18 protein-coding genes and 1 tRNA gene are annotated in these 19,336 nt (G+C 63.4%); 11 read left to right on the top strand and 8 right to left on the bottom strand.

Annotation, left to right across the window (positions count from 1 at the left end; all coding sequences use genetic code 11):
- Positions 1-288 precede the first annotated feature (288 nt).
- Together QFZ94_RS14785 and QFZ94_RS14780 are read left to right on the top strand one after the other, a co-directional pair.
- Positions 289-1,038 carry an RNA pyrophosphohydrolase gene (locus QFZ94_RS14785; RefSeq protein ID WP_176121900.1) on the top strand — a complete coding sequence of 250 codons (750 nt, stop codon included), beginning with the start codon at positions 289-291 and terminating at the stop codon, positions 1,036-1,038.
- A gap of 77 nt (positions 1,039-1,115) precedes the next feature.
- Positions 1,116-1,673 carry a CNP1-like family protein gene (locus tag QFZ94_RS14780; RefSeq protein ID WP_176105000.1) on the top strand — a complete coding sequence of 186 codons (558 nt, stop codon included), beginning with the start codon at positions 1,116-1,118 and terminating at the stop codon, positions 1,671-1,673.
- A gap of 121 nt (positions 1,674-1,794) precedes the next feature.
- Here QFZ94_RS14780 and proB read toward each other — a convergent pair whose 3' ends face one another.
- The 4 genes from proB to rplU form a co-directional block, all read right to left on the bottom strand.
- Complete coding sequence (proB, locus tag QFZ94_RS14775) at positions 1,795-2,913, bottom strand: glutamate 5-kinase (protein WP_176121902.1); 1,119 nt, start codon at positions 2,911-2,913, stop codon at positions 1,795-1,797.
- A gap of 69 nt (positions 2,914-2,982) precedes the next feature.
- Positions 2,983-4,098 carry an Obg family GTPase CgtA gene (gene cgtA, locus QFZ94_RS14770; protein ID WP_429457856.1) on the bottom strand — a complete coding sequence of 372 codons (1,116 nt, stop codon included), beginning with the start codon at positions 4,096-4,098 and terminating at the stop codon, positions 2,983-2,985.
- A gap of 235 nt (positions 4,099-4,333) precedes the next feature.
- Positions 4,334-4,594: a 50S ribosomal protein L27 gene (rpmA, locus tag QFZ94_RS14765; RefSeq protein ID WP_008923994.1), complete on the bottom strand. Its 261-nt coding sequence runs from the start codon at positions 4,592-4,594 to the stop codon at positions 4,334-4,336.
- 25 nt (positions 4,595-4,619) lie between these two features.
- Positions 4,620-4,931: a 50S ribosomal protein L21 gene (gene rplU / locus QFZ94_RS14760; RefSeq protein ID WP_007180329.1), complete on the bottom strand. Its 312-nt coding sequence runs from the start codon at positions 4,929-4,931 to the stop codon at positions 4,620-4,622.
- A gap of 285 nt (positions 4,932-5,216) precedes the next feature.
- Between rplU and QFZ94_RS14755 the strand changes: the two genes are divergently transcribed.
- The 9 genes from QFZ94_RS14755 (at position 5,217) to yacG (ending at position 13,444) form a co-directional block, all read left to right on the top strand.
- Positions 5,217-6,209, top strand: a complete 993-nt coding sequence (locus tag QFZ94_RS14755; RefSeq protein WP_026229109.1) for a polyprenyl synthetase family protein — start codon at positions 5,217-5,219, stop codon at positions 6,207-6,209.
- 49 nt (positions 6,210-6,258) lie between these two features.
- A tRNA-Pro gene (locus tag QFZ94_RS14750) sits at positions 6,259-6,335 on the top strand.
- Positions 6,336-6,579: 244 nt separating this feature from the next.
- On the top strand, positions 6,580-7,878 hold the full coding sequence (locus tag QFZ94_RS14745; RefSeq protein ID WP_368586806.1) for an HlyC/CorC family transporter: 1,299 nt from the start codon (positions 6,580-6,582) through the stop codon (positions 7,876-7,878).
- Between the two features lie 147 nt (positions 7,879-8,025).
- Positions 8,026-9,282: a GspE/PulE family protein gene (locus QFZ94_RS14740; protein ID WP_429457854.1), complete on the top strand. Its 1,257-nt coding sequence runs from the start codon at positions 8,026-8,028 to the stop codon at positions 9,280-9,282.
- Complete coding sequence (locus tag QFZ94_RS14735; protein WP_429457852.1) at positions 9,279-10,517, top strand: type II secretion system F family protein; 1,239 nt, start codon at positions 9,279-9,281, stop codon at positions 10,515-10,517. Before QFZ94_RS14740 ends, QFZ94_RS14735 begins: the two co-directional genes overlap by 4 nt.
- A gap of 27 nt (positions 10,518-10,544) precedes the next feature.
- On the top strand, positions 10,545-11,486 hold the full coding sequence (locus QFZ94_RS14730; RefSeq protein WP_429457850.1) for a prepilin peptidase: 942 nt from the start codon (positions 10,545-10,547) through the stop codon (positions 11,484-11,486).
- A 3-nt stretch (positions 11,487-11,489) separates the two neighbouring features.
- Positions 11,490-12,104: a dephospho-CoA kinase gene (gene coaE / locus QFZ94_RS14725; protein ID WP_368586809.1), complete on the top strand. Its 615-nt coding sequence runs from the start codon at positions 11,490-11,492 to the stop codon at positions 12,102-12,104.
- 257 nt (positions 12,105-12,361) lie between these two features.
- On the top strand, positions 12,362-13,117 hold the full coding sequence (zapD, locus tag QFZ94_RS14720; protein WP_008921182.1) for a cell division protein ZapD: 756 nt from the start codon (positions 12,362-12,364) through the stop codon (positions 13,115-13,117).
- A gap of 123 nt (positions 13,118-13,240) precedes the next feature.
- Positions 13,241-13,444 (top strand): DNA gyrase inhibitor YacG, encoded by a 204-nt coding sequence (gene yacG, locus QFZ94_RS14715; RefSeq protein WP_368586810.1) that lies wholly within the window; start codon positions 13,241-13,243, stop codon positions 13,442-13,444.
- Between the two features lie 90 nt (positions 13,445-13,534).
- Here the strand turns inward: yacG and QFZ94_RS14710 are convergent, their stop codons facing one another.
- From QFZ94_RS14710 to secA, 4 genes are all read right to left on the bottom strand, one after another.
- Complete coding sequence (locus QFZ94_RS14710; RefSeq protein ID WP_368586811.1) at positions 13,535-13,981, bottom strand: NUDIX domain-containing protein; 447 nt, start codon at positions 13,979-13,981, stop codon at positions 13,535-13,537.
- Complete coding sequence (locus QFZ94_RS14705; protein WP_410848651.1) at positions 13,978-14,847, bottom strand: ATP-binding protein; 870 nt, start codon at positions 14,845-14,847, stop codon at positions 13,978-13,980. The genes QFZ94_RS14710 and QFZ94_RS14705 overlap by 4 nt, the downstream gene beginning before the upstream one ends.
- 37 nt (positions 14,848-14,884) lie before the next feature.
- Complete coding sequence (gene argJ / locus QFZ94_RS14700; protein ID WP_429457846.1) at positions 14,885-16,126, bottom strand: bifunctional glutamate N-acetyltransferase/amino-acid acetyltransferase ArgJ; 1,242 nt, start codon at positions 16,124-16,126, stop codon at positions 14,885-14,887.
- Between the two features lie 154 nt (positions 16,127-16,280).
- Entirely contained in the window at positions 16,281-19,100 is a 2,820-nt protein-coding gene (secA, locus tag QFZ94_RS14695; protein WP_368586814.1) for a preprotein translocase subunit SecA, read from the bottom strand.
- Positions 19,101-19,336 lie beyond the last annotated feature (236 nt).

Genomic DNA, 19,336 nt, shown 5'->3' with positions numbered 1-19,336 from the left:
AAAGCGGCGGCTTCCGGTGGGACCGCCAGAAAAGGTGAAAACATGGGGAAAATCGACACAGATCAGCGGCGAAGCCAGCGGGGTTCGCCCGACTCGCGGCACCCTGTCCCCGTGCGGCGCCGAAACCGCCGCGCAAAGCCTCTCGCAAGGGATCCGGCACGGAAAACCGACAGGCTACCGCAAACACGGGCTGTTGCGGCGAATCGCGGCAATCTCATGCGATTCGGTGCGTAGGGTCCGTTATCTGTTTATAATCAAAGCAATTTTAAAGGATTCGAAGGTGGTTGTATGCTGGATCGTGAAGGCTTTCGCCCGAACGTCGGCATCATCCTCTTGAACGCGCACAACGAGGTGTTTTGGGGCAAACGGCTCCGTGAACATTCCTGGCAGTTTCCGCAAGGGGGCATCAAATATGGCGAAACCCCCGTGCAAGCGATGTATCGGGAGTTACACGAAGAGACCGGACTGCTTCCTGAGCACGTCAAGGTGATCGGTCGCACGCGCGACTGGTTGCGTTATGAGGTGCCTGACAAGTTCATCAAGCGCGAAGTACGCGGTCATTACCGCGGCCAGAAACAAATCTGGTTTTTGCTCCGGATGGTAGGACGCGACTGCGACATCTGTTTGCGCGCCACCGACCACCCCGAGTTCGATGCGTGGCGTTGGAACGAGTATTGGGTACCGCTCGACTGTGTGATCGAGTTCAAGCGGGATGTGTATCAGTTGGCGCTGACGGAGTTGTCCCGTTTCATGCGCCGGCCTGCGCCGCGTGCGGAAAAACCTGGCGGGCATCATGGGTCGCGTTATCCCCGGATAGCGTCGTCGATGCAAAGCCCGCCGGATTCCGCGGTAAGCACGGTGGTCACCACCGTCACTACCGTAAGTTCGGTCAGTGTCGAAACATCGACGCGCGTGCTGGTCGTGCCGGATTGCGGCCCCGGCTCACCGGATGCAAACATTGCACCGGAGCATGAGCAGGAAACGGCCGAAGCCGACGAGGTCGGCGCCCCGTCAGTCCGACGAGGGGTGCGCGATTAACCATTCCAAGGCGGCGGCTCACGCCGCCTCTCTCTGGCGCGGCCTTCGGGCCGCGTCCGTCTTTCGAGGGAATCAGATTGAAAGCATTTGCACTCGCCGTGGCATGCGTCGCCACCGGCGCCCTGCTGGCAGGCTGTTCGAGCGCCGGCAAACCGACCAATAAAGACGACAGCGAGTTCGTCTATCTGCTGGATCGTAAGAGCAACTGGGTTGAAAACAAGGTCGACACGTTGCCGCCGCTGCCCACCGACACGAACCTGCTGCCGTTCGAGGTCTCCGGCAATACGCCGCTGCAATTCGCGATCGACCCGAAATCGGTCAGCGTCGGCGACGACGGTGTCGTGCGTTACACGGTGGTCGTCACGAGCCCGGGCGGCGCACGCAACGTCAATTACGAGGGCATCCGCTGCGATACGTATGAATGGCGTCAGTACGCGGGCCTCAACGCCGATCACGACGGCTGGGACACGACGGTCGCGAACCAGTTTTCGCGCATCGAAAACGGTGCGCTGAACGCGTACCAAGCCGCGCTGTATCAGGACTATATGTGCGCGAACAAGATTCCGACCGGCAACGCGCAGCGCATCGTCGAGAACATTCGTTACAAGCGCACGCAGACGTCGCAGATTCATTGAGGCCGTTTGTGCGGCACACCTAATTCAGGCGCCGTTGCCTACACATGACGACAAAAAGCCGTTCCAGCCTGCGCTGGAACGGCTTTTTTGTCGGCGCTTTGTGCGCTCGCATCCTGAAAGATCAAATCAGCACGAGATTGTCGCGGTGAATCAGCTCGGGCTCCAGCATATAGCCCAGCACCGACTCGATTTCGCCGCTCGGACGCCGCTGGATCAGCTTGGTTTCCGCGCTGCTGTAGTTCGTCAAACCACGTGCGACTTCACGGCCCGACGCGCTCAGACACGCGATCACCTCGCCGCGCGCGAAAGCGCCCTGCACGCCGACGATGCCGATCGGCAGCAGGCTCTTGCCGCCGGCGGTCAATTTTTCGACCGCGCCGTCATCGATCACGACGTGGCCGCGCACCTGCAGGTGATCGGCCATCCATTGCTTGCGCGCCGCCATGCGCGCGGTGCGCGCGATCAGCTGCGTGCCGATCGCCTCGCCGGCCGCCAGTCTCAGCAGCACGTCCGCTTCGCGCCCACTCGCGATCACCGTATTGGCGCCGCTATGGGCTGCGCGCTTCGCGGCAAGAATTTTGGTCAGCATGCCGCCGCGGCCGAGGCTCGAGCCCGCGCCGCCCGCCATCGCTTCCAGATCGGGCGCGCCGGCGTCGGCTTGCTGGACGAGCGTCGCGTTCGGGTTCTTGCGCGGATCGGCGGTGAAGAGGCCTTGCTGGTCCGTCAGAATGATCAGCGCGTCGCCCTCGATCAGATTGGCGACCAGCGCGCCGAGCGTGTCGTTGTCGCCGAACTTGATTTCGTCGGTGACGACCGTGTCGTTCTCGTTGATGATCGGTACGACACCGAGCCGCAGCAGCGTGAGCAGCGTGGAGCGCGCATTCAGATAGCGCTCGCGGTCGGCGAGGTCGGCGTGAGTAAGCAGGATCTGCGCAGTCTGGATGGAATGTTCGGCAAAGCGGCTTTCGTACACTTGCGCGAGGCCCATCTGGCCGACCGCCGCAGCCGCCTGCAATTCATCGATTTCACGCGGCCGCTTTGTCCAGCCGAGCCGCTGCATGCCCTCGGCGATCGCGCCCGAGCTGACCAGAACGACTTCCTTGCCCTGCGCGCGCAGTGCGGCAATTTGCGCGGCCCAGCGGCCGATCGCCGCATGATCGAGGCCGCGCCCGTCGTTCGTGACGAGGCTCGAACCGACTTTGACGACCAATCGCCGTGAATCTGCGATGACGGAACGCATTGTGCGCTGTCTCCCAAGATGACGCGTGATGCATGCCGACACCCGCTGCAGGCGCCGGCGCGCGACTTGTTATTCGTGCGGATCGCTGCCCGGGGTCGCGGCCGGTACCTGCGTCCCCTCGCGGAAACGCACGTCGGAGGCGAGGTCTTCGGCTTCGGCCGCCCGTTGCGCGTCGGAGTGCTCGGCGAGGTAGTCGAACACCGCATAGCAAAGATTTTCACAGCCCTGGCCAGTCAGCGCCGAGATCTCGAACACCGGACCGTCCCAGCCAAAGCCTTCGAGGAAAGCCGCCACGCGCGCTGCACGCTCGTCCTCGGGCACCATGTCCAGCTTGTTCAGCACGAGCCAGCGTGGTTTCTGATAAAGCTCTTCGTCGTACTTGCGCAGTTCGTTGACAATCGCTTTCGCTTCCGCGACCGGATCGATCGATTCATCGAACGGTGCGATGTCGACGATGTGCAGCAGCAGCCCGGTGCGCTGCAGGTGGCGCAAGAATTGATGGCCGAGGCCGGCGCCTTCCGCCGCGCCTTCGATCAGCCCCGGAATGTCCGCAATCACGAAGCTGCGGCTCGGCCCGACGCGCACGACGCCGAGGTTCGGTGCGAGCGTGGTGAATGGGTAATCGGCAATTTTCGGCTTCGCGTTCGACACCGAAGAGATGAACGTCGACTTGCCTGCATTCGGCATGCCGAGCAGACCGACGTCAGCCAACACTTTCAGTTCGAGGCGGACCATGCGGCGCTCGCCCGGCTTGCCGTCGGTTTTCTGACGCGGCGCGCGGTTCGTGCTGGACTTGAAATGGAGGTTGCCGAGACCGCCTGCGCCGCCTTGCGCGATTTGCACGCTCTGGTTGTGCTCGGTCAGATCGGCGATCAGTTCGCCGGTTTCCATGTCCGTGATGGTCGTGCCAACCGGCATGCGCAGCGTGATGTCGTCGCCGCCCTTGCCATAGCAATCTGAGCCACGACCGTTTTCGCCGTTGCGCGCCAGATGTTTTTTCGCGTAGCGGTAATCGATCAGCGTGTTGATGTTGCGGTCAGCAACGGCAATCACGCTGCCGCCCCGGCCGCCATCACCGCCATCGGGGCCGCCGAACGGAACGAACTTCTCGCGGCGCATCGACGCGCTGCCATCCCCTCCGTCGCCGGCGATGACTTCAATCCTCGCTTCGTCAATGAACTTCATGCGTTACTCCGTCCCGTGGTGTACTGCTCGATTCGATGCAGGGGTTGTTACTGATTGGATGCTGCTATTTTGCCGCGCGGGCCGCGCGTTGATCAATCGACCGAAAGGCATAGTCGCCGGTGATGAGCTGTTGGCTGCGCGGCTTCGGCGCCACACGAAAGAGGCGCCGCAATAAAAAAAGCCCCGCGAACTTCGCGGGGCCTTTTCCGGTCCTGAAGCCCGTGCCTGACTAAACTCAGGCTGCCGGGACGACGGAAACGGTGTGCTTCTTCGCCGCGCCCTTCGTCGAGAACTGGACGTGGCCGTCCTTCAGCGCGAACAGGGTGTGATCCTTGCCCATGCCGACGTTCTCGCCAGCGTGCATGCGCGTACCGCGCTGACGCACGATGATGCCACCAGCGTTGATAGCCTGGCCGCCGTAAACCTTAACGCCGAGGCGCTTCGATTCGGAGTCGCGGCCGTTCCGGGACGATCCGCCTGCCTTTTTGTGTGCCATTTGATTTGCTCCTTAACCGGTGCGCTTACGCGTTGATCGCGTCGATGCGCAGTTCGGTATAGTTCTGGCGGTGGCCGCCATGCTTCTGGTAGTGCTTCCGGCGACGCATCTTGAAGATCGTCACTTTGGCGTGACGCCCTTGCGACACGACGGTAGCCTTGACGGAAGCCCCACTGACCAGCGGCGTACCGAACTTAATCGATTCGCCTTCGCCCACTGCGAGAACCTGGTCGAGCGTGATTTCAGCGTCAATGTCTGCCGGTATCTGTTCTACTTTAAGTTTTTCGCCGACGGCAACCTTGTACTGCTTGCCGCCGGTTTTTATGACCGCGTACATTGAGAACCTCACTCTGTATTCATTTTTCCCACGCACCGCGCGCGGAAACTCTCAATTATACATAGAGTTAGCTGCTCGGTCAAAACCTGCTTACCAAACCGCCTACCGTTCGGGTTCGCCACCTGTCGCAGGCGCTCGCAGACAATAAACCAGCGAGGCGCGGCGGTCCGCAGACGCCCTTGGCGAGCGGTCCTCGCGCCGTGCGGAAAGCATCCGCACCGCAGCCGGCGACCCGGAAGCGCCCCGATCGCCTTATAATTCGCGGCACTACCCAATTCAGCCATCATGTCGTCGACTGCCACCACCTCCCCCAACGTCGCCAGCCTGCTTGCTCCGATCGCCGAAGACATGCAGCAGGTCAATCGCGTCATCCGGCAACGTCTTGCGTCGGACGTGATGCTGATCAATCAGATTTCCGAGTACATCATCAGCGCCGGCGGAAAGCGGCTGCGGCCCGCGCTGCTGTTGCTGGTGGCGGGCGCGCTGGGCGACACGACGGGACACCGGCACGAGCTTGCCGCGGTCGTCGAATTCATTCACACGGCCACGCTGCTGCATGACGACGTGGTCGACGAGTCCGACCTGCGGCGCGGGCGCCAGACCGCCAACGCGCTGTTCGGCAACGCCGCGAGCGTGTTGGTCGGTGATTTCCTGTATTCGCGCTCGTTCCAGATGATGGTCGGCGTGGGCAAGATGCGCGTGATGGAAATTCTGTCGGAGGCGACCAACATCATCTCCGAAGGCGAAGTGCTGCAGTTGTTGAACATGCACGATGCCGACGTCGACGAAGCCCGCTACATGCAGGTGATCCGCTACAAAACCGCAAAGTTGTTCGAGGCGGCCGCCCAACTCGGGGCGGTGCTCGCCGGAGCGGACGCGAAAACCGAAGCCGCCGCCGCCGAATATGGCCGCCGCATCGGCACCGCGTTCCAGATCATGGACGACTGGCTCGACTACACCGGCACGGCCGAGTCGATGGGCAAGAACGCCGGCGACGATCTGCGCGAAGGCAAACCGACGCTTCCGCTCATCTATCTGATCGAACGCGGCACGCCCGAGCAATCGGCGCTCGCGCGCGAAGCCATCGAGCAGGGTGGCACCGACCGTTTCGATACGATTTTCGACGCTATCACGCGATCGGGCGCGCTCGACCACACGCTCGAGTGCGCGAAACAGGAGGCGCAGGCAGCCGCGGCAGCAATTTCTTCATTTCCCCATTCCATTTTCAAAGAGAGCCTGCTAGAATTATGTTCTTACTCGACGGCAAGACAGTCTTGAACGAGACTGAAACGCCGAAATAGTCCGAATCGAGTCAGCAGTACCAAATCGGGGTGTAGCTTAGCCTGGTAGAGCGCTACGTTCGGGACGTAGAGGCCGGAGGTTCGAATCCTCTCACCCCGACCAGATTCTCCTTGTTAGCTCAAGGTTCAAAAACCGCCGCAGCATTGCTCGGCGGTTTTTTGCTTTGCGCGGGAGCTTTTTGCTGCTCTCCTGCAGCCTTTCGCTGCTTTCTTTTGCTCCGGCACGGCAGGCACAGCGCGTACGTCGCGACGTTGGCGATCCAGCAGCGGCGTCAGCCGCCGTCCACGGCGGAGCGCGCGCCCCCTCTGCTATATTCTCTTCATCCTTTCCCTTTTTTTCACGACGCGTGGAACAACTTCCCTTATGGGCGCAGATCGGCGCCGTCCTTCTGCTGCTTGTCTGCTCCGCCTTCTTTTCCATTTCCGAGACAGCGATGATGGCGCTGAACCGTCATCGGCTCAAACATCTCGCCAGCAAAAACACGCTCGGCGCGAAAACGACCCAGGGACTGCTCGCAAAAACCGATCAGCTATTGAGCGTCATCCTGATCGGCAACAACCTGTTCAACACGATCATTCCGGTCCTGACTACATCGCTCGCGTTGCATACGTTCGGCCGCAATAGCCTCGTGCTGTCGATCGCGACCGGTATCGTCGCGTTCCTCATTATCGTGTTCGCGGAAATTACGCCGAAGATCGTCGGCGCGACGTTTCCCGAGAAAATCGCACTGCCCGCGAGCCTGCTGATCGCGCCGTTGATGCGCATCGCGAGACCGGTGATCTGGTTCGTCAACCTGTTCGCCACCGGCATCCTGCGTGTGCTGCACATCAATACGAAGGGCGCGCGCGATCAGCGACTGTCTACCGAAGAACTACGCACCATCGTGCTCGAATCCGGCAGCTTCATGCCGACCAAACACCGCAGCATCCTGCTCAATCTGTTCGACCTCGAAAACATCTCCGTCGACGACGTGATGATCCCGCGCCGCCGCATCGAGGCGCTCGACTTCGATGCGCCGTTCGAACAGATCCTGCATCAACTCGAGACCTGCTATCACAACAAGCTGATCGTCTACCAGGGCGACATCGACCGCGTGCTCGGTGTGCTGCATGTGCGCAAGACACTGTCAGCGCTGCACAACCAGGAGCTCGAACGCGATACCTTGCGCGAGCTGCTCGCCGAGCCGTATTTCGTGCCCAGCGGCACGCCGGTGTTCCAGCAGTTGCAGTACTTTCAGGAGAGCCGGCACCGCATCGCGCTCGTCGTCAACGAATACGGCGAACTGCAAGGCCTCGTCACGCCGGAAGACATCATCGAGGAACTGATCGGCGAATTCACCACGTCGATTCCGCGTGGCGCCAGTTCGCGCGGCGGCTGGAACGAAGCGGGCGAATGCATCGTTGCAGGCAGCATGCCGTTGCGCGAGCTGAACCGCTGGCTGCAACTCGCGCTGCCCACCGATGGTCCCAAAACGCTCAACGGCCTGATTCTCGAAATTCTCGAAGACATCCCCGACGGCGACGTCTGCGTGCGCATCGGCGACACCAAGCTCGAAGTGATGCGCAGCGACGATCAGGCAATCCGCACCGTCAAGCTGTTCAAACCGCCGTCGCGCACCAAGGCCGGAAAAGCAAGGTCAGGCTGAAGCCCGCACAGTCGCTCGCTAATTCATGGTCAGCATTGCACAGGCTCGCGACGCGCGCCATTAGCCGAATGGCCGAATGGCACTCGGACGCTCTCATCCGGAAGATGAAGCCGTCATGTTCTACAGGCGGCTCATCACCGGTCTCTTATGCAAACACCCTTCGCCACCACCGCGGCATTGCGGCGCCCACTCGCTGCCGACGGCGAATCCAGCGCAACGAATCTGAACGATCCGGACAATGCCCCGGCCGTGCGTCTGTTGACCGACACGTTGCACGAAGCGACGCGGCGCAATGCGTCGGATATCCACATCGAGCCGGCCGAGCACGGCTGGCGTGTGCGCCTGCGTATCGACGGCGTACTGCATGAAATCCCGCGGCCGCCCGCGCATCTGCGCGATGCGTTCGTCACGCGTGTCAAGGTGCTCGCGCGCATGGACATCGCCGAGCGACGCGTGCCGCAAGACGGCCGGCTACGCCTCGCGACGTCGCCAGGGCGACTCGAGGATTACCGAGTCAATTCACTGCCGACGCTGTTCGGCGAAAAGCTGGTACTACGACGGCTCGACGCGCTACCCGCAGATTTATCACTCGATTCGCTCGGCCTCGATCCGCGGCAGCGCGTGGCCGTCGATGCCGCGATCCGCGCGCCGCACGGTCTGATGCTCGTCACCGGACCAACGGGCAGCGGCAAGACGCTTTCGCTGTACTGCTTCCTGAATCTGCTGAACGGCGAGGCACGCAACCTCTGCTCGGTGGAAGATCCGGCCGAGATTCAGCTGGCCGGCATCAACCAGGTCAGCGTGCGCGAAAAAGCCGGGCTTACGTTCGCGGTCGCACTGCGCGCGTTCCTGCGTCAGGACCCTGACGTGATCATGGTCGGCGAAATCCGCGACAACGAAACCGCCGACGTCGCCGTGAAGGCCGCCCAAACCGGCCACCTCGTGCTGTCCACGCTGCATACCAACGACGCCCCCGCAGCCATCGCGCGCCTCATCGATATCGGTGTCGAGCCGTACAACCTTGCCGCCGCGCTGCGGATGGTGACCGCGCAGCGGCTGGTGCGGCGACTGTGCGTCGAGTGTCGAGCACCTGCGCCCCATTCCGCGGCCGCGCTCCACGCGGCGGGCTTCGGCGAACACGAGCTGGACGGCTGGCAACCGTATGCGGGGACCGGCTGCGCGGCTTGCCATGGCATCGGCTACCGGGGGCGCGTCGGCATACATCAGGTGATGCCCGTTTCCGACGCGATGCGCGAGCTGATCGTCACAAGCGCGGGCGCGCACGAGCTGGGCCGCCTCGCGCACACCGAACAGGTCGCGACGTTACGCGACGCGGCGCTAGCGCGCGTGCGCGACGGCACCACCAGTCTCGCCGAAGCGCTCGCCGCCACGGAGGTCGCATGAGTATCCCCGCGCTGTCACCGACAGGGTCCGTCTCAGCCGATCTGCGCTTCAGGTGGCGCGGCGTCGACGCGGACGGCACGCGTCATAGCGGCACGCTCATCGCGCCCGACGCGAGCGCCGCGCGCACGCTGCTCAAACGCGACAACCTCTTTATCGTCGAGCTCGCAACGCAAGGGCCGGCGCCACGCCCAAAGACCAGCGCGGCCGATGTCACGCTATTCACGCGACAACTGTCCAGTCTGCTGCGTGCCGGCTTGCCGCTCGCGCCCGCGCTCGAACTGCTCGCGCAGACGCCGGCGTCGGGTCAGCGGCAAGGCATGCCGCGGATCGTCGGTACGGTCGCGCGAGATATCACTGCCGGCCTGCGGTTTTCGGCGGCCCTGCAGCGGCATCCGGCGCAGTTCAATGCGCTGTATTGCCAACTCGTCGAGGTGGGTGAAGCGGCGGGCGCGCTCGTCACCGTGCTCGCCCGCCTCGCCGACGATCGCGAACGCGCCGCCGCACAGCGTGCAAAGGTGCGCGCGGCTCTCACCTATCCAGTCGCGATCCTGCTGCTCGCGATCGCGATAACCGCCGCGTTGCTGGTGTGGGTCGTGCCGACGTTCAAGCAGATCTTCGATGGCTTCGGCGCCAGGCTGCCCGCGCCGACGCAGTTCGTGCTGGCACTTTCGGCGGGTGCCGCGCGCTGGAGTGTGCCGCTGTTCGCGCTGATGCTCGCAATGAGCTCGGCCATCTCGTTCGTGCTGCGTCGATCGACCAGCGCGCGCATCCGCTTCGCTCGCCTGTCGCTCAACCTGCCGGTGGCCGGCCCGCTGCTGCGCACGCTGTGCGCAGCGCGCTGGAGTCGCGCGCTCGGCACTTTGCTGTCCGCCGGCACACCGCTCGCCGACGCGTTCGATTCGCTCACCCAGGCGACCGGCAATGCCTTCTTCGATCGCGCAACGGCAAGCATCGCCATCAGACTGCGGCGCGGCGAACGGCTCGCCGCGGCGATGCGCGCGGCCCGCTGCTTTCCTGGCGAGGTCGTGCAGCCCGTTGCGGTCGCCGAGGAATCTGGCGCGCTCGACAGCATGCTGCTCGATGTCGCGTCGCTCGCGGATCGCCAGGTGGACGACCGCATCGGTACGCTGTCGAGCCTGTGCGAACCGCTCGTGATCGTCGTGCTCGGCACGCTGGTCGGCGGCCTCGTAATCGCGATGTATCTTCCCATTATTCAACTCGGCAACGTGGTGTAGCATCGCAGCCGAATCCACTTCATGACCATGCAGGCTCCTCTACCGCTCGTGTCACAGACTTCCTCCAGCTTGCTCGCGGGCTTACTGCCAGGCCGCTTTGCAGGCGATATCGGCCTCGCGCTCGCGAGTCTGCCCGCCGGGGTGCAGATCGCGTTCGCGATCGTGCTCGGCCTCGTGATCGGCAGCTTCCTGAACGTGGTCGTGCATCGGCTGCCGATCATGCTCGAGCGTGCCTGGCGCGCCGAAATCAGCGAGGCCACCGACGAGCCGCGGCCCGGCGACGGACTGCCCGAGCGCTACAACCTGTGGGTGCCGCGTAGCGCGTGCCCGCATTGCGGCCACGTACTGAGCGCGTGGGAAAACTTGCCGGTGTTGAGCTACCTGCTGTTACGCGGCCGCTGTTCCGCATGCGGCACGCACATCAGCGCACGTTATCCGCTGCTCGAAATCGCGAGTGCAGCTTTCGCCGCAGGCGCATTGATGGCGTTCGGCCCGACCTTGATGGCACTCGCCGCGTTCGGCCTGTGCGCAACGTTGCTTGTGATGAGCGCGATCGATATCGACACGCATCTGCTGCCCGATTCCTTGACCTTGCCGCTGTTGTGGGCCGGCCTGATCGTCAATTTCAACGGCATGTTCACGAACCTGCATGATGCGGTCCTCGGGGCTATGTTCGGATATCTGGTGTTATGGGCCGTGCATTGGGCGTTCAGGCTCGTGCGCGGTATCGAAGGCATGGGCTATGGCGACTTCAAACTGCTCGCGGCGCTCGGCGCGTGGCTCGGCTGGCCCGCACTGCCGCAAATCGTGCTGGTCGCCGCGGTGGCCGGCGCCGTGATCGGCCTCGCGGCGACGTGGCGCGGCCGTATGCGCTTCGAAGAGCCGCTGCCGTTTGGGCCATTTCTCGCGGCGGGCGGTGCGCTCACGCTGTTTGCCGGCACGCCGCTTTACCTGGCTTTGGGAGGCTGAAGCATGTTCGTTGTGGGACTCACCGGCGGCATCGGTAGCGGCAAGTCGACGGTTGCCAATCTGTTTGCCGCGCGCGGCGTGCCGCTCGTCGATACCGACGTGATCGCGCATCGCATCACCGCGCCGCATGGATTGGCGATGCCGCACATCGCCGCCGAATTCGGCACTGAGTTCGTCGCCGCCGACGGCTCGCTCGATCGCGCGCGCATGCGCACGCTCGTGTTCAGCGACGACACCGCGCGCAAACGTCTGGAAGGCATCACGCATCCGCTGATTCGCGCGGAAACCGAGCGCGAAGAGCGCGAAGCGCAAGGGCCGTATGTGATCGTCGTGGTGCCGTTGCTGGTCGAGTCCGGCACCTGGAAGAACCGTGTGAATCGCGTGCTCACCGTCGATTGCAGCGTCGACACGCAAATCGCGCGGGTGATAAGCCGCAACGGCTTCAGCCGTGAGCAGGTGCTCGCGATCATCGCGCGCCAGGCCACGCGCGAAGCGCGCCTCGCCGCCGCCGACGACGTGATCGTCAATGACAATGCGCCGCTCCTGGAACTCGAGGCGCAGGTGGACGCTCACCATCAAGCGTATCTGTCGCTCGCGAAGGGTGAGGCCGAGTCGTAGCGCGCGGAGCTCTCAGGTCGGCCTCGCTTGCACGCATCAAGCGCATGGTGCCCCGTGAGGCGGATACGCATCTTCGGCACGCGTCGTCAGGGCACAATTGAACTTTGCGCGCATGCGAGAGCCGAAGCGCTCAGAACACCGGGAACTGACAAAAAAGTTGCGAAAGCACGCGGAAAGCGTGCGTGATTGCCTGGGTAGTCCCACGGCATTAGAATGTTTTGCATTCCTGTCACCGACCACGCCCGAGGCGAGCCCGCTTGATCCTTTACGAGTACCCCTTCAATGAGCGAATCCGGACGCTGTTGCGGCTCGAAGATCTGTTCGAGCGCTTCACGTTCTTTCTGACTCAGGAAGATGCGCGGGAACATCACGTCGCACTGACAACGCTGTTCGAAATCTCCGAAGTAGCTGGCCGCGCAGATCTGAAGTCGGATCTGATGAAAGAGCTCGAACGGCAGCGGCAAACGCTCGCGCCGTTTCGCGGCAATCCGGGCATCGAGCAGAACGCGCTCGAAGCGGTGCTCGGCGAAATCGAGCAGACACTTGCGGGGCTCACGCAGATGCAAGGCAAGACCGGCCAGCATCTTGCAGACAACGAATGGCTCGCGAGCATTCGCAGCCGCGCAATCATCCCCGGTGGCACCTGCAAATTCGACCTGCCCTCGTATTACGCGTGGCAACAGTTGCATCCCGATCAGCGTCGCCAGGACATCGCCAAGTGGGTCACGCCGCTTTTGCCGCTGCGCGACGCGGCCACGATCGTGCTGCGGCTCGCGCGCGAGTCGGGCCAGGCGTCGAAGGTGATGGCGATGCAAGGCAGCTATCAGCAAATGCTGTCGGGCCGCTCGTATCAATTGATGCAGGTTCGCGTCGCGCCCGAATTGCGCGTGATTCCCGAAGCGAGCGCCAACAAGTACATGCTGTGGGTGCGTTTCACGGTGCAGGACGGCGATCTGCGGCCGCGTGCGGTCGACGTCGACGTGCCGTTCCAGCTCACGCTCTGCAGCCTGTAATCGCCTGATAATCGCCGCCGCATCGGGCAGCGCACCCCGGATTTGACCGAACGCGCCTTTGAAGTGGCGCGAAATAGCCCTATATTCGTTACTTGTTCCGTTTGCGATTGACCGTCCGACCGTATGCCTACCGTCGTCAAATGTCCTACCTGCGGTAAAGATGTCCGCTGGATCCCCGAGAGCCGCTTCCGTCCTTTCTGCTCCGAGCGCTGCAAGCAGATTGATCTCGGCGCATGGGCCGCCGAAAAATACCGGATTGGCGGCAACGAACAGGAAGGGTCTTCGTCCGAAGAGGAAACGCCGCGCGGCGACTACAACCCGCACTGAGCGAGCCAGTAAAAGGCCACGCGAATCGCGACGCTGCCGAGACAGCGCCACGCTATCGCGTGGCCTTTTCAGCCACTCTGTTTCAACCGATCACTTGTTCTCGGCCGCCAGCCACTCCAGCACCGGGATTGTGGCCGGTAACAACGGCGAGACATCCGCAGGCAAGCTCTGCCACACGAAGGCCTGGCCTTCACGCCCGTGGGGCTCGCCCGACCACTGCGTCACCTTGCAGAAGAACAGGCGCACATAGGCGTGCGGATAATCGTGTTCGAGCGTGTGCCACAGATGGCTCGCTTCGACCTCGATTCCCAGCTCCTCGTGCAGCTCGCGCGCAAGCGCGGCCTCGACTGACTCACCCGCCTCCAGCTTGCCGCCCGGAAACTCCCAGTAGCCCTCGTACGGCTTGCCCGCCGGACGCTGCGCGAGCAGATAGCGCCCGTCAGGCTGCACCAGCACGCCGACCGCGACCTCGGTGACGGGCCGGCCGGCGCCGTTAGTGCCGGCGCTATTGCCCGCGTTTTTGCCAGCGTCGCTCATGCCGGCGTCTTACGGCCAGACCAGTCGCGCGCGAATTGCCATGCGACCCGCCCCGAGCGCGAGCCGCGTTCGAGCGCCCACACGAGCGCATCGCCGCGCGCCGATTCGATCTCGGCGTCGTCGCAACCGAAATGACGCAGCCAGTGCGCGATGATCGTCAGATAGTCGTCCTGTTTGAACGGATAGAAGCTGACCCACAGCCCGAAACGCTCCGACAGCGAAATCTTCTCTTCGACCAGTTCACCCGGATGAATCTCGCCGTCCGACGTGTGCTTGTACGTTTCGTTGTCGCTCATGTACTCGGGCAGCAGATGGCGGCGGTTCGACGTCGCGTAGATCAGCACGTTGTCGGACTGCGCGGCGACCGAGCCGTCGAGCGCGACTTTCAGCGCCTTGTAGCCCGACTCGCCTTCTTCGAACGACAGGTCGTCGCAGAAGACGATGAAGCGCTCCGGGCGCTTCGCGATCACATCGACAATGTCGCCGAGGTCGTGCAGATCGTCCTTGTCCACTTCGATCAGACGCAGGCCGTCTTTCGCGTAAGCGTTCAGACACGCCTTGATCAGCGACGACTTGCCGGTGCCCCGCGCGCCCGTCAGCAGCACGTTGTTGGCCGGCTGCATGCGCACGAACTGGCGCGTGTTCTGTTCGATCAGCCCCTTCTGCCGATCGATGTTCTGCAGGTCGTCGAGCGTGATCGACGAAATGGCGGGCACCGGCTGCAAGTAGCCGCGCCCCTGGCGCTTGCGCCAGCGAAAGGCGACTGCGGCCGACCAGTCGATGTCCGGCGCGGCGGGCGGAAGCATCGCTTCCAGGCGGCCGAGCACGGCTTCGGCCCGGGTCAGAAACTGTTCGAGTTTGTCCATGGTAAGTAGGCGGCCCGCGGCCGCGCTTTGAACCTGATTACGAGCGGTAGTCGGCGTTGATGCTCACGTAGTCGTGCGACAGATCGCAGGTCCAGATCGTGGCTTGCGCATTGCCGCGGCCGAGCACGACGCGAATGCCGATCTCGCTCTTTTTCATCACGCGCTGGCCGTCTTCTTCGCGGTACGCCGGGTTGCGGCCGCCGGCAGTCGCGACCAGCACGTCGTCGAGATACAGATCGATCTTGCCGACGTCGAGATCGTCCACGCCGGCATAGCCGATCGCCGCGAGAATGCGGCCGAGGTTCGGGTCCGATGCATAGAAGGCCGTCTTGACGAGCGGCGAATGGCCGATCGCGTAGGCGATCTGGCGGCATTCGCCGACGCTCGAGCCGCCTTCGACATGCACGGTCATGAACTTGGTCGCGCCTTCACCATCGCGCACGATCAGTTGCGCGAGGCTCTGCGCGACCTCGGTCACCGCGTCGCGCAGCGCTGCATAAGCGGGCGAATCGGTGGACGTGATCGCCGGCAGGCTTGATTTGCCCGACGCGATCAGGATGAACGAATCGTTGGTCGACGTATCGCCATCGATCGTAATGCAGTTGAACGAGCGGTCCGCGACGTGCTTCACGAGTTCGTCGAGCACGGGCTGCGCGACGGCTGCGTCGAACGCGAGGAAGCCGAGCATAGTCGCCATGTTCGGCTTGATCATGCCGGCGCCCTTGCTGATGCCGGTCAGCGTTACCGTGTGGCCGTCGATCGTGACCTGGCGCGAGCTCGCCTTCGGCAGCGTGTCGGTCGTCATGATCGACTGCGCCGCGTCGTACCAGTTTGCTTCCTTGCGATTCGCGAGCGCGGCCGGCAAACCGGCCTTCAGACGATCGACCGGCAGCGGTTCGAGGATCACGCCCGTCGAGAACGGCAGCACCTGCTCGGGCAGGATGTCGGCGAGACGCGCGAGTTCCGCGCAGGTTTCGCGCGTCGCCGCGAGGCCCTGCTCACCGGTGCCCGCGTTCGCGTTGCCGGTGTTGATCACCAGCGCGCGAATCGGCTTGCCGCCCGCGCGCACGCGCTGCAGGTTCTCGCGGCAGACCGTGACGGGCGCCGCGCAGAAGCGGTTCTGCGTGAACACGCCGCCGACCGTCGCGCCTTCGTCGACGGAAATGACGAGCACGTCCTTGCGGTTCGGCTTGCGGATATTCGCTTCCGCCCAGCCTAGCGTGACGCCGGCGACGGGGTGGAGTTGAGCGGGATCGATCGAGGGAAAGTTGACAGCCATGGTCGCGACCTGTCGAAGAAAATGCCGGCGGACGCCGGCATCGGGGAAACGGAACTGATGACCCGGGCGTGTTGCCGGGTCACCCGCGAAATCAAAACGGACAAGCGGCGCTCAAAAGCGACGCGGCGCGCCCTGAAGCGCGCCGCGTCGGCAATTATGCGATCTTGCCGTGGCACTGCTTGTACTTCTTGCCGCTACCGCACGGACACGGGTCGTTGCGGCCGACTTTCGGCACGTTGTCGGTATTCACGTTCAGGGTCTGCGGCACCGCGCCGTGGCCATGACCATGGCTCATTGCGTCGCCGATCATCGCGGCGGTGGCCGCTTCGGCTGCAACCGGCGCGGCGGCGCCGGCTTCCGCGAACTCGGCATGACGGAACTCGACGTTCTCCAGATGACCGCCCTGCTCTTCCATCTGCTCCGCGGCCGCTTCGAGCTGCTCCGGCGACTGGATCTGCACGTTCATCACGATGCGCGTGACTTCGAGCTTCACCGCGTCGAGCATCGCGGCGAACAGTTCGAACGCCTCGCGCTTGTATTCCTGCTTCGGGTTCTTCTGCGCATAGCCGCGCAGATGGATGCCCTGACGCAGATGGTCGAGCGCGGCCAGATGCTCGCGCCATGCGCGGTCGAGCGTCTGCAGCATGATCGAGCGCTCGAACGCGCTGAACGATTCACGGCCGACCAGCTGGACCTTCGCTTCGTACCCCTCGTCCGCGGCGGCCTCGACAGCTTCGAGAATCTCTTCCGCGCTGATCGAGTTCGACTCGTTGATCATTTCCTGGATCGCGAGGTCGAGCTGCCATTCGTTGCGCAGCACTTCTTCGAGCTCGGGCACGTCCCACTGTTCTTCGATACTGCCCACCGGCACGAATTGATGCACGATGTCGCCCACCACGCCGTGACGCATCGCGGTGATGGTCTCGGTGATGTCGTTCGCTTCGAGCAGTTCGTTGCGCTGCTGGTAGATCACCTTGCGCTGGTCGTTCGACACGTCGTCATATTCGAGCAATTGCTTACGAATATCGAAGTTGCGCGCCTCGACCTTGCGTTGCGCCGATTCGATCGAACGCGACACGATGCCTGCTTCGATCGCCTCGCCTTCCGGCATCTTCAGACGGTCCATGATCGCGCGCACGCGGTCGCCCGCGAAAATGCGCAGCAGCGGATCTTCCAGCGACAGATAGAAGCGCGACGAACCCGGGTCACCCTGACGGCCAGCACGGCCGCGCAGCTGGTTATCGATCCGGCGCGACTCATGACGTTCGGTGCCGATGATGTGCAGACCGCCCGCAGCCTTCACCTGATCGTGCAGCGTCTGCCATTCGTCGTGCAGCTTCTGGATGCGGCGTTGCTTTTCGTCGTCGGAGAGCGTTTCGTCCTGCTCGATGAACGACGCCTGCTTCTCCGCGTTGCCGCCGAGCACGATGTCCGTACCACGGCCGGCCATGTTGGTCGCGATCGTGATGCGTTGCGGACGACCCGCTTCGGCGACGATCGCCGCTTCGCGCGCGTGCTGCTTCGCGTTCAGCACTTCGTGCGGCAAGCCGGCCTGCTTCAGCAGATGCGACAGCAGTTCCGAGTTCTCGATCGACGTCGTGCCGACCAGCACCGGCTGCCCGCGTTCGTAGCACTCGCGGATGTCGCGGATCACCGCGTCGTAGCGTTCCTTCGCGGTCTTGTAGATCTGATCCTGCTTGTCGATCCGCTTCGGCGGACGGTTGGTCGGGATCACGACCGTTTCGAGACCGTAGATCTCGTTGAATTCGTACGCTTCGGTGTCGGCCGTGCCGGTCATGCCGGCCAGCTTCGCGTACATGCGGAAATAGTTCTGGAACGTGATCGACGCGAGCGTCTGGTTCTCGCTCTGGATCTTCACGTGCTCCTTCGCCTCGACCGCCTGGTGCAGACCGTCCGACCACCGGCGGCCGGCCATCAGACGGCCGGTGAATTCGTCGACGATGATCACTTCGCCGTTCTGCACGACGTAGTGCTGATCCTTGAAGAACAGCGTATGCGCGCGCAGCGCCGCGTACACGTGGTGCATCAGCGTGATGTTCTGTGGCGCGTACAGGCTTTCGCCCTCACCGATCAGACCCCACTCGGAGAGCAGCCGCTCCGCCTTTTCGTGGCCAGACTCGGTCAGGAACACCTGACGGCCTTTTTCGTCCAGCGTGTAGTCGCCAGGCTTCTCGACGCCGGTGCCGTCCGCCTTCTCTTCGCCGATCTGGCGCTCGAGCAGCGGCGGCAGTGCGTTCATGCGCACGTAGAGTTCGGTGTGGTCTTCGGCCTGGCCGGAGATGATCAGCGGCGTACGCGCTTCGTCGATCAGGATTGAGTCCACCTCGTCGACGACCGCGAAGTTCAGGCTCCGCTGCACGCGCGCGTCGGTCTCGTAGACCATGTTGTCGCGCAGGTAGTCGAAGCCGAATTCGTTGTTGGTGCCGTAGGTGATGTCGGCGGCGTAGGCTTGCTGCTTCGCCGTGTGCTCCATCTGCGACAGGTTGATACCGACCGACAGACCGAGGAAGTTATAGAGACGCGCCATCCACTCGGCGTCGCGCTGCGCGAGGTAGTCGTTGACCGTGACCACGTGGACGCCGCGGCCCGACAGCGCGTTCAGGTAGACCGGCAGCGTCGCGACGAGCGTCTTGCCCTCGCCGGTGCGCATTTCGCTGATCTTGCCGTAGTGCAGCGCCATACCGCCGATCAGCTGCACGTCGAAGTGGCGCATCTTCAGCACCCGCTTGCTGGCCTCGCGGCAGACCGCGAACGCCTCCGGCAGGATCTTGTCGAGCGATTCGCCGCTCGCGACGCGCTGGCGGAATTCACCCGTTTTGGCGCGCAGTTGGTCATCCGTCAATTGCTCGATCTGCGGCTCGAGCGCATTGATCGCCGCGACGGTCTTTTGATATTGCTTGACCAGCCGCTGATTACGGCTGCCAAAAATCTTCTGTAGAAAACCGGTGGTCATCGGATCGGTGTCTGCGTCGCGGCTTCGGCTGGCTCGCGGTGTGCGCTACATGCATACCGCGCCTGGGTCGGAAAGTCCTCGGCGGCTTAGTCCAAGAGTGAATTCGAATCGGGCATTTTAGCACGCGCCTCCGGCTGCGCTCGTGTCGGAGCCGTGACGGCGCCGGCTCTGTTCGGCCCCGCCAGGCAACCTTCAGCGCCGCGCGGACCGGCATCGCAAGCTGCCCGCGCGGTACA

It is taken from the genome of Paraburkholderia sp. JPY465 (assembly GCF_050436725.1).
In the GTDB taxonomy this organism is placed as follows: domain Bacteria; phylum Pseudomonadota; class Gammaproteobacteria; order Burkholderiales; family Burkholderiaceae; genus Paraburkholderia; species Paraburkholderia youngii.
This window is presented reverse-complemented; position numbering and strand designations above follow the sequence as displayed.

What these genes read in the sequence shown, in the direction of transcription:
- QFZ94_RS14785 (WP_176121900.1), top strand. Translation starts at nt 289, where the DNA reads ATGCTGGATCGTGAAGGCTTTCGCCCGAACGTCGGCATCATCCTCTTG.
- proB (WP_176121902.1), bottom strand. Translation starts at nt 2,913, where the DNA reads ATGCGTTCCGTCATCGCAGATTCACGGCGATTGGTCGTCAAAGTCGGT.
- cgtA (WP_429457856.1), bottom strand. Translation starts at nt 4,098, where the DNA reads ATGAAGTTCATTGACGAAGCGAGGATTGAAGTCATCGCCGGCGACGGA.
- rpmA (WP_008923994.1), bottom strand. Translation starts at nt 4,594, where the DNA reads ATGGCACACAAAAAGGCAGGCGGATCGTCCCGGAACGGCCGCGACTCC.
- rplU (WP_007180329.1), bottom strand. Translation starts at nt 4,931, where the DNA reads ATGTACGCGGTCATAAAAACCGGCGGCAAGCAGTACAAGGTTGCCGTC.
- QFZ94_RS14755 (WP_026229109.1), top strand. Translation starts at nt 5,217, where the DNA reads ATGTCGTCGACTGCCACCACCTCCCCCAACGTCGCCAGCCTGCTTGCT.
- QFZ94_RS14740 (WP_429457854.1), top strand. Translation starts at nt 8,026, where the DNA reads ATGCAAACACCCTTCGCCACCACCGCGGCATTGCGGCGCCCACTCGCT.
- QFZ94_RS14735 (WP_429457852.1), top strand. Translation starts at nt 9,279, where the DNA reads ATGAGTATCCCCGCGCTGTCACCGACAGGGTCCGTCTCAGCCGATCTG.
- QFZ94_RS14730 (WP_429457850.1), top strand. Translation starts at nt 10,545, where the DNA reads ATGCAGGCTCCTCTACCGCTCGTGTCACAGACTTCCTCCAGCTTGCTC.
- coaE (WP_368586809.1), top strand. Translation starts at nt 11,490, where the DNA reads ATGTTCGTTGTGGGACTCACCGGCGGCATCGGTAGCGGCAAGTCGACG.
- yacG (WP_368586810.1), top strand. Translation starts at nt 13,241, where the DNA reads ATGCCTACCGTCGTCAAATGTCCTACCTGCGGTAAAGATGTCCGCTGG.
- QFZ94_RS14710 (WP_368586811.1), bottom strand. Translation starts at nt 13,981, where the DNA reads ATGAGCGACGCTGGCAAAAACGCGGGCAATAGCGCCGGCACTAACGGC.
- QFZ94_RS14705 (WP_410848651.1), bottom strand. Translation starts at nt 14,847, where the DNA reads ATGGACAAACTCGAACAGTTTCTGACCCGGGCCGAAGCCGTGCTCGGC.
- argJ (WP_429457846.1), bottom strand. Translation starts at nt 16,126, where the DNA reads ATGGCTGTCAACTTTCCCTCGATCGATCCCGCTCAACTCCACCCCGTC.
- secA (WP_368586814.1), bottom strand. Translation starts at nt 19,100, where the DNA reads ATGACCACCGGTTTTCTACAGAAGATTTTTGGCAGCCGTAATCAGCGG.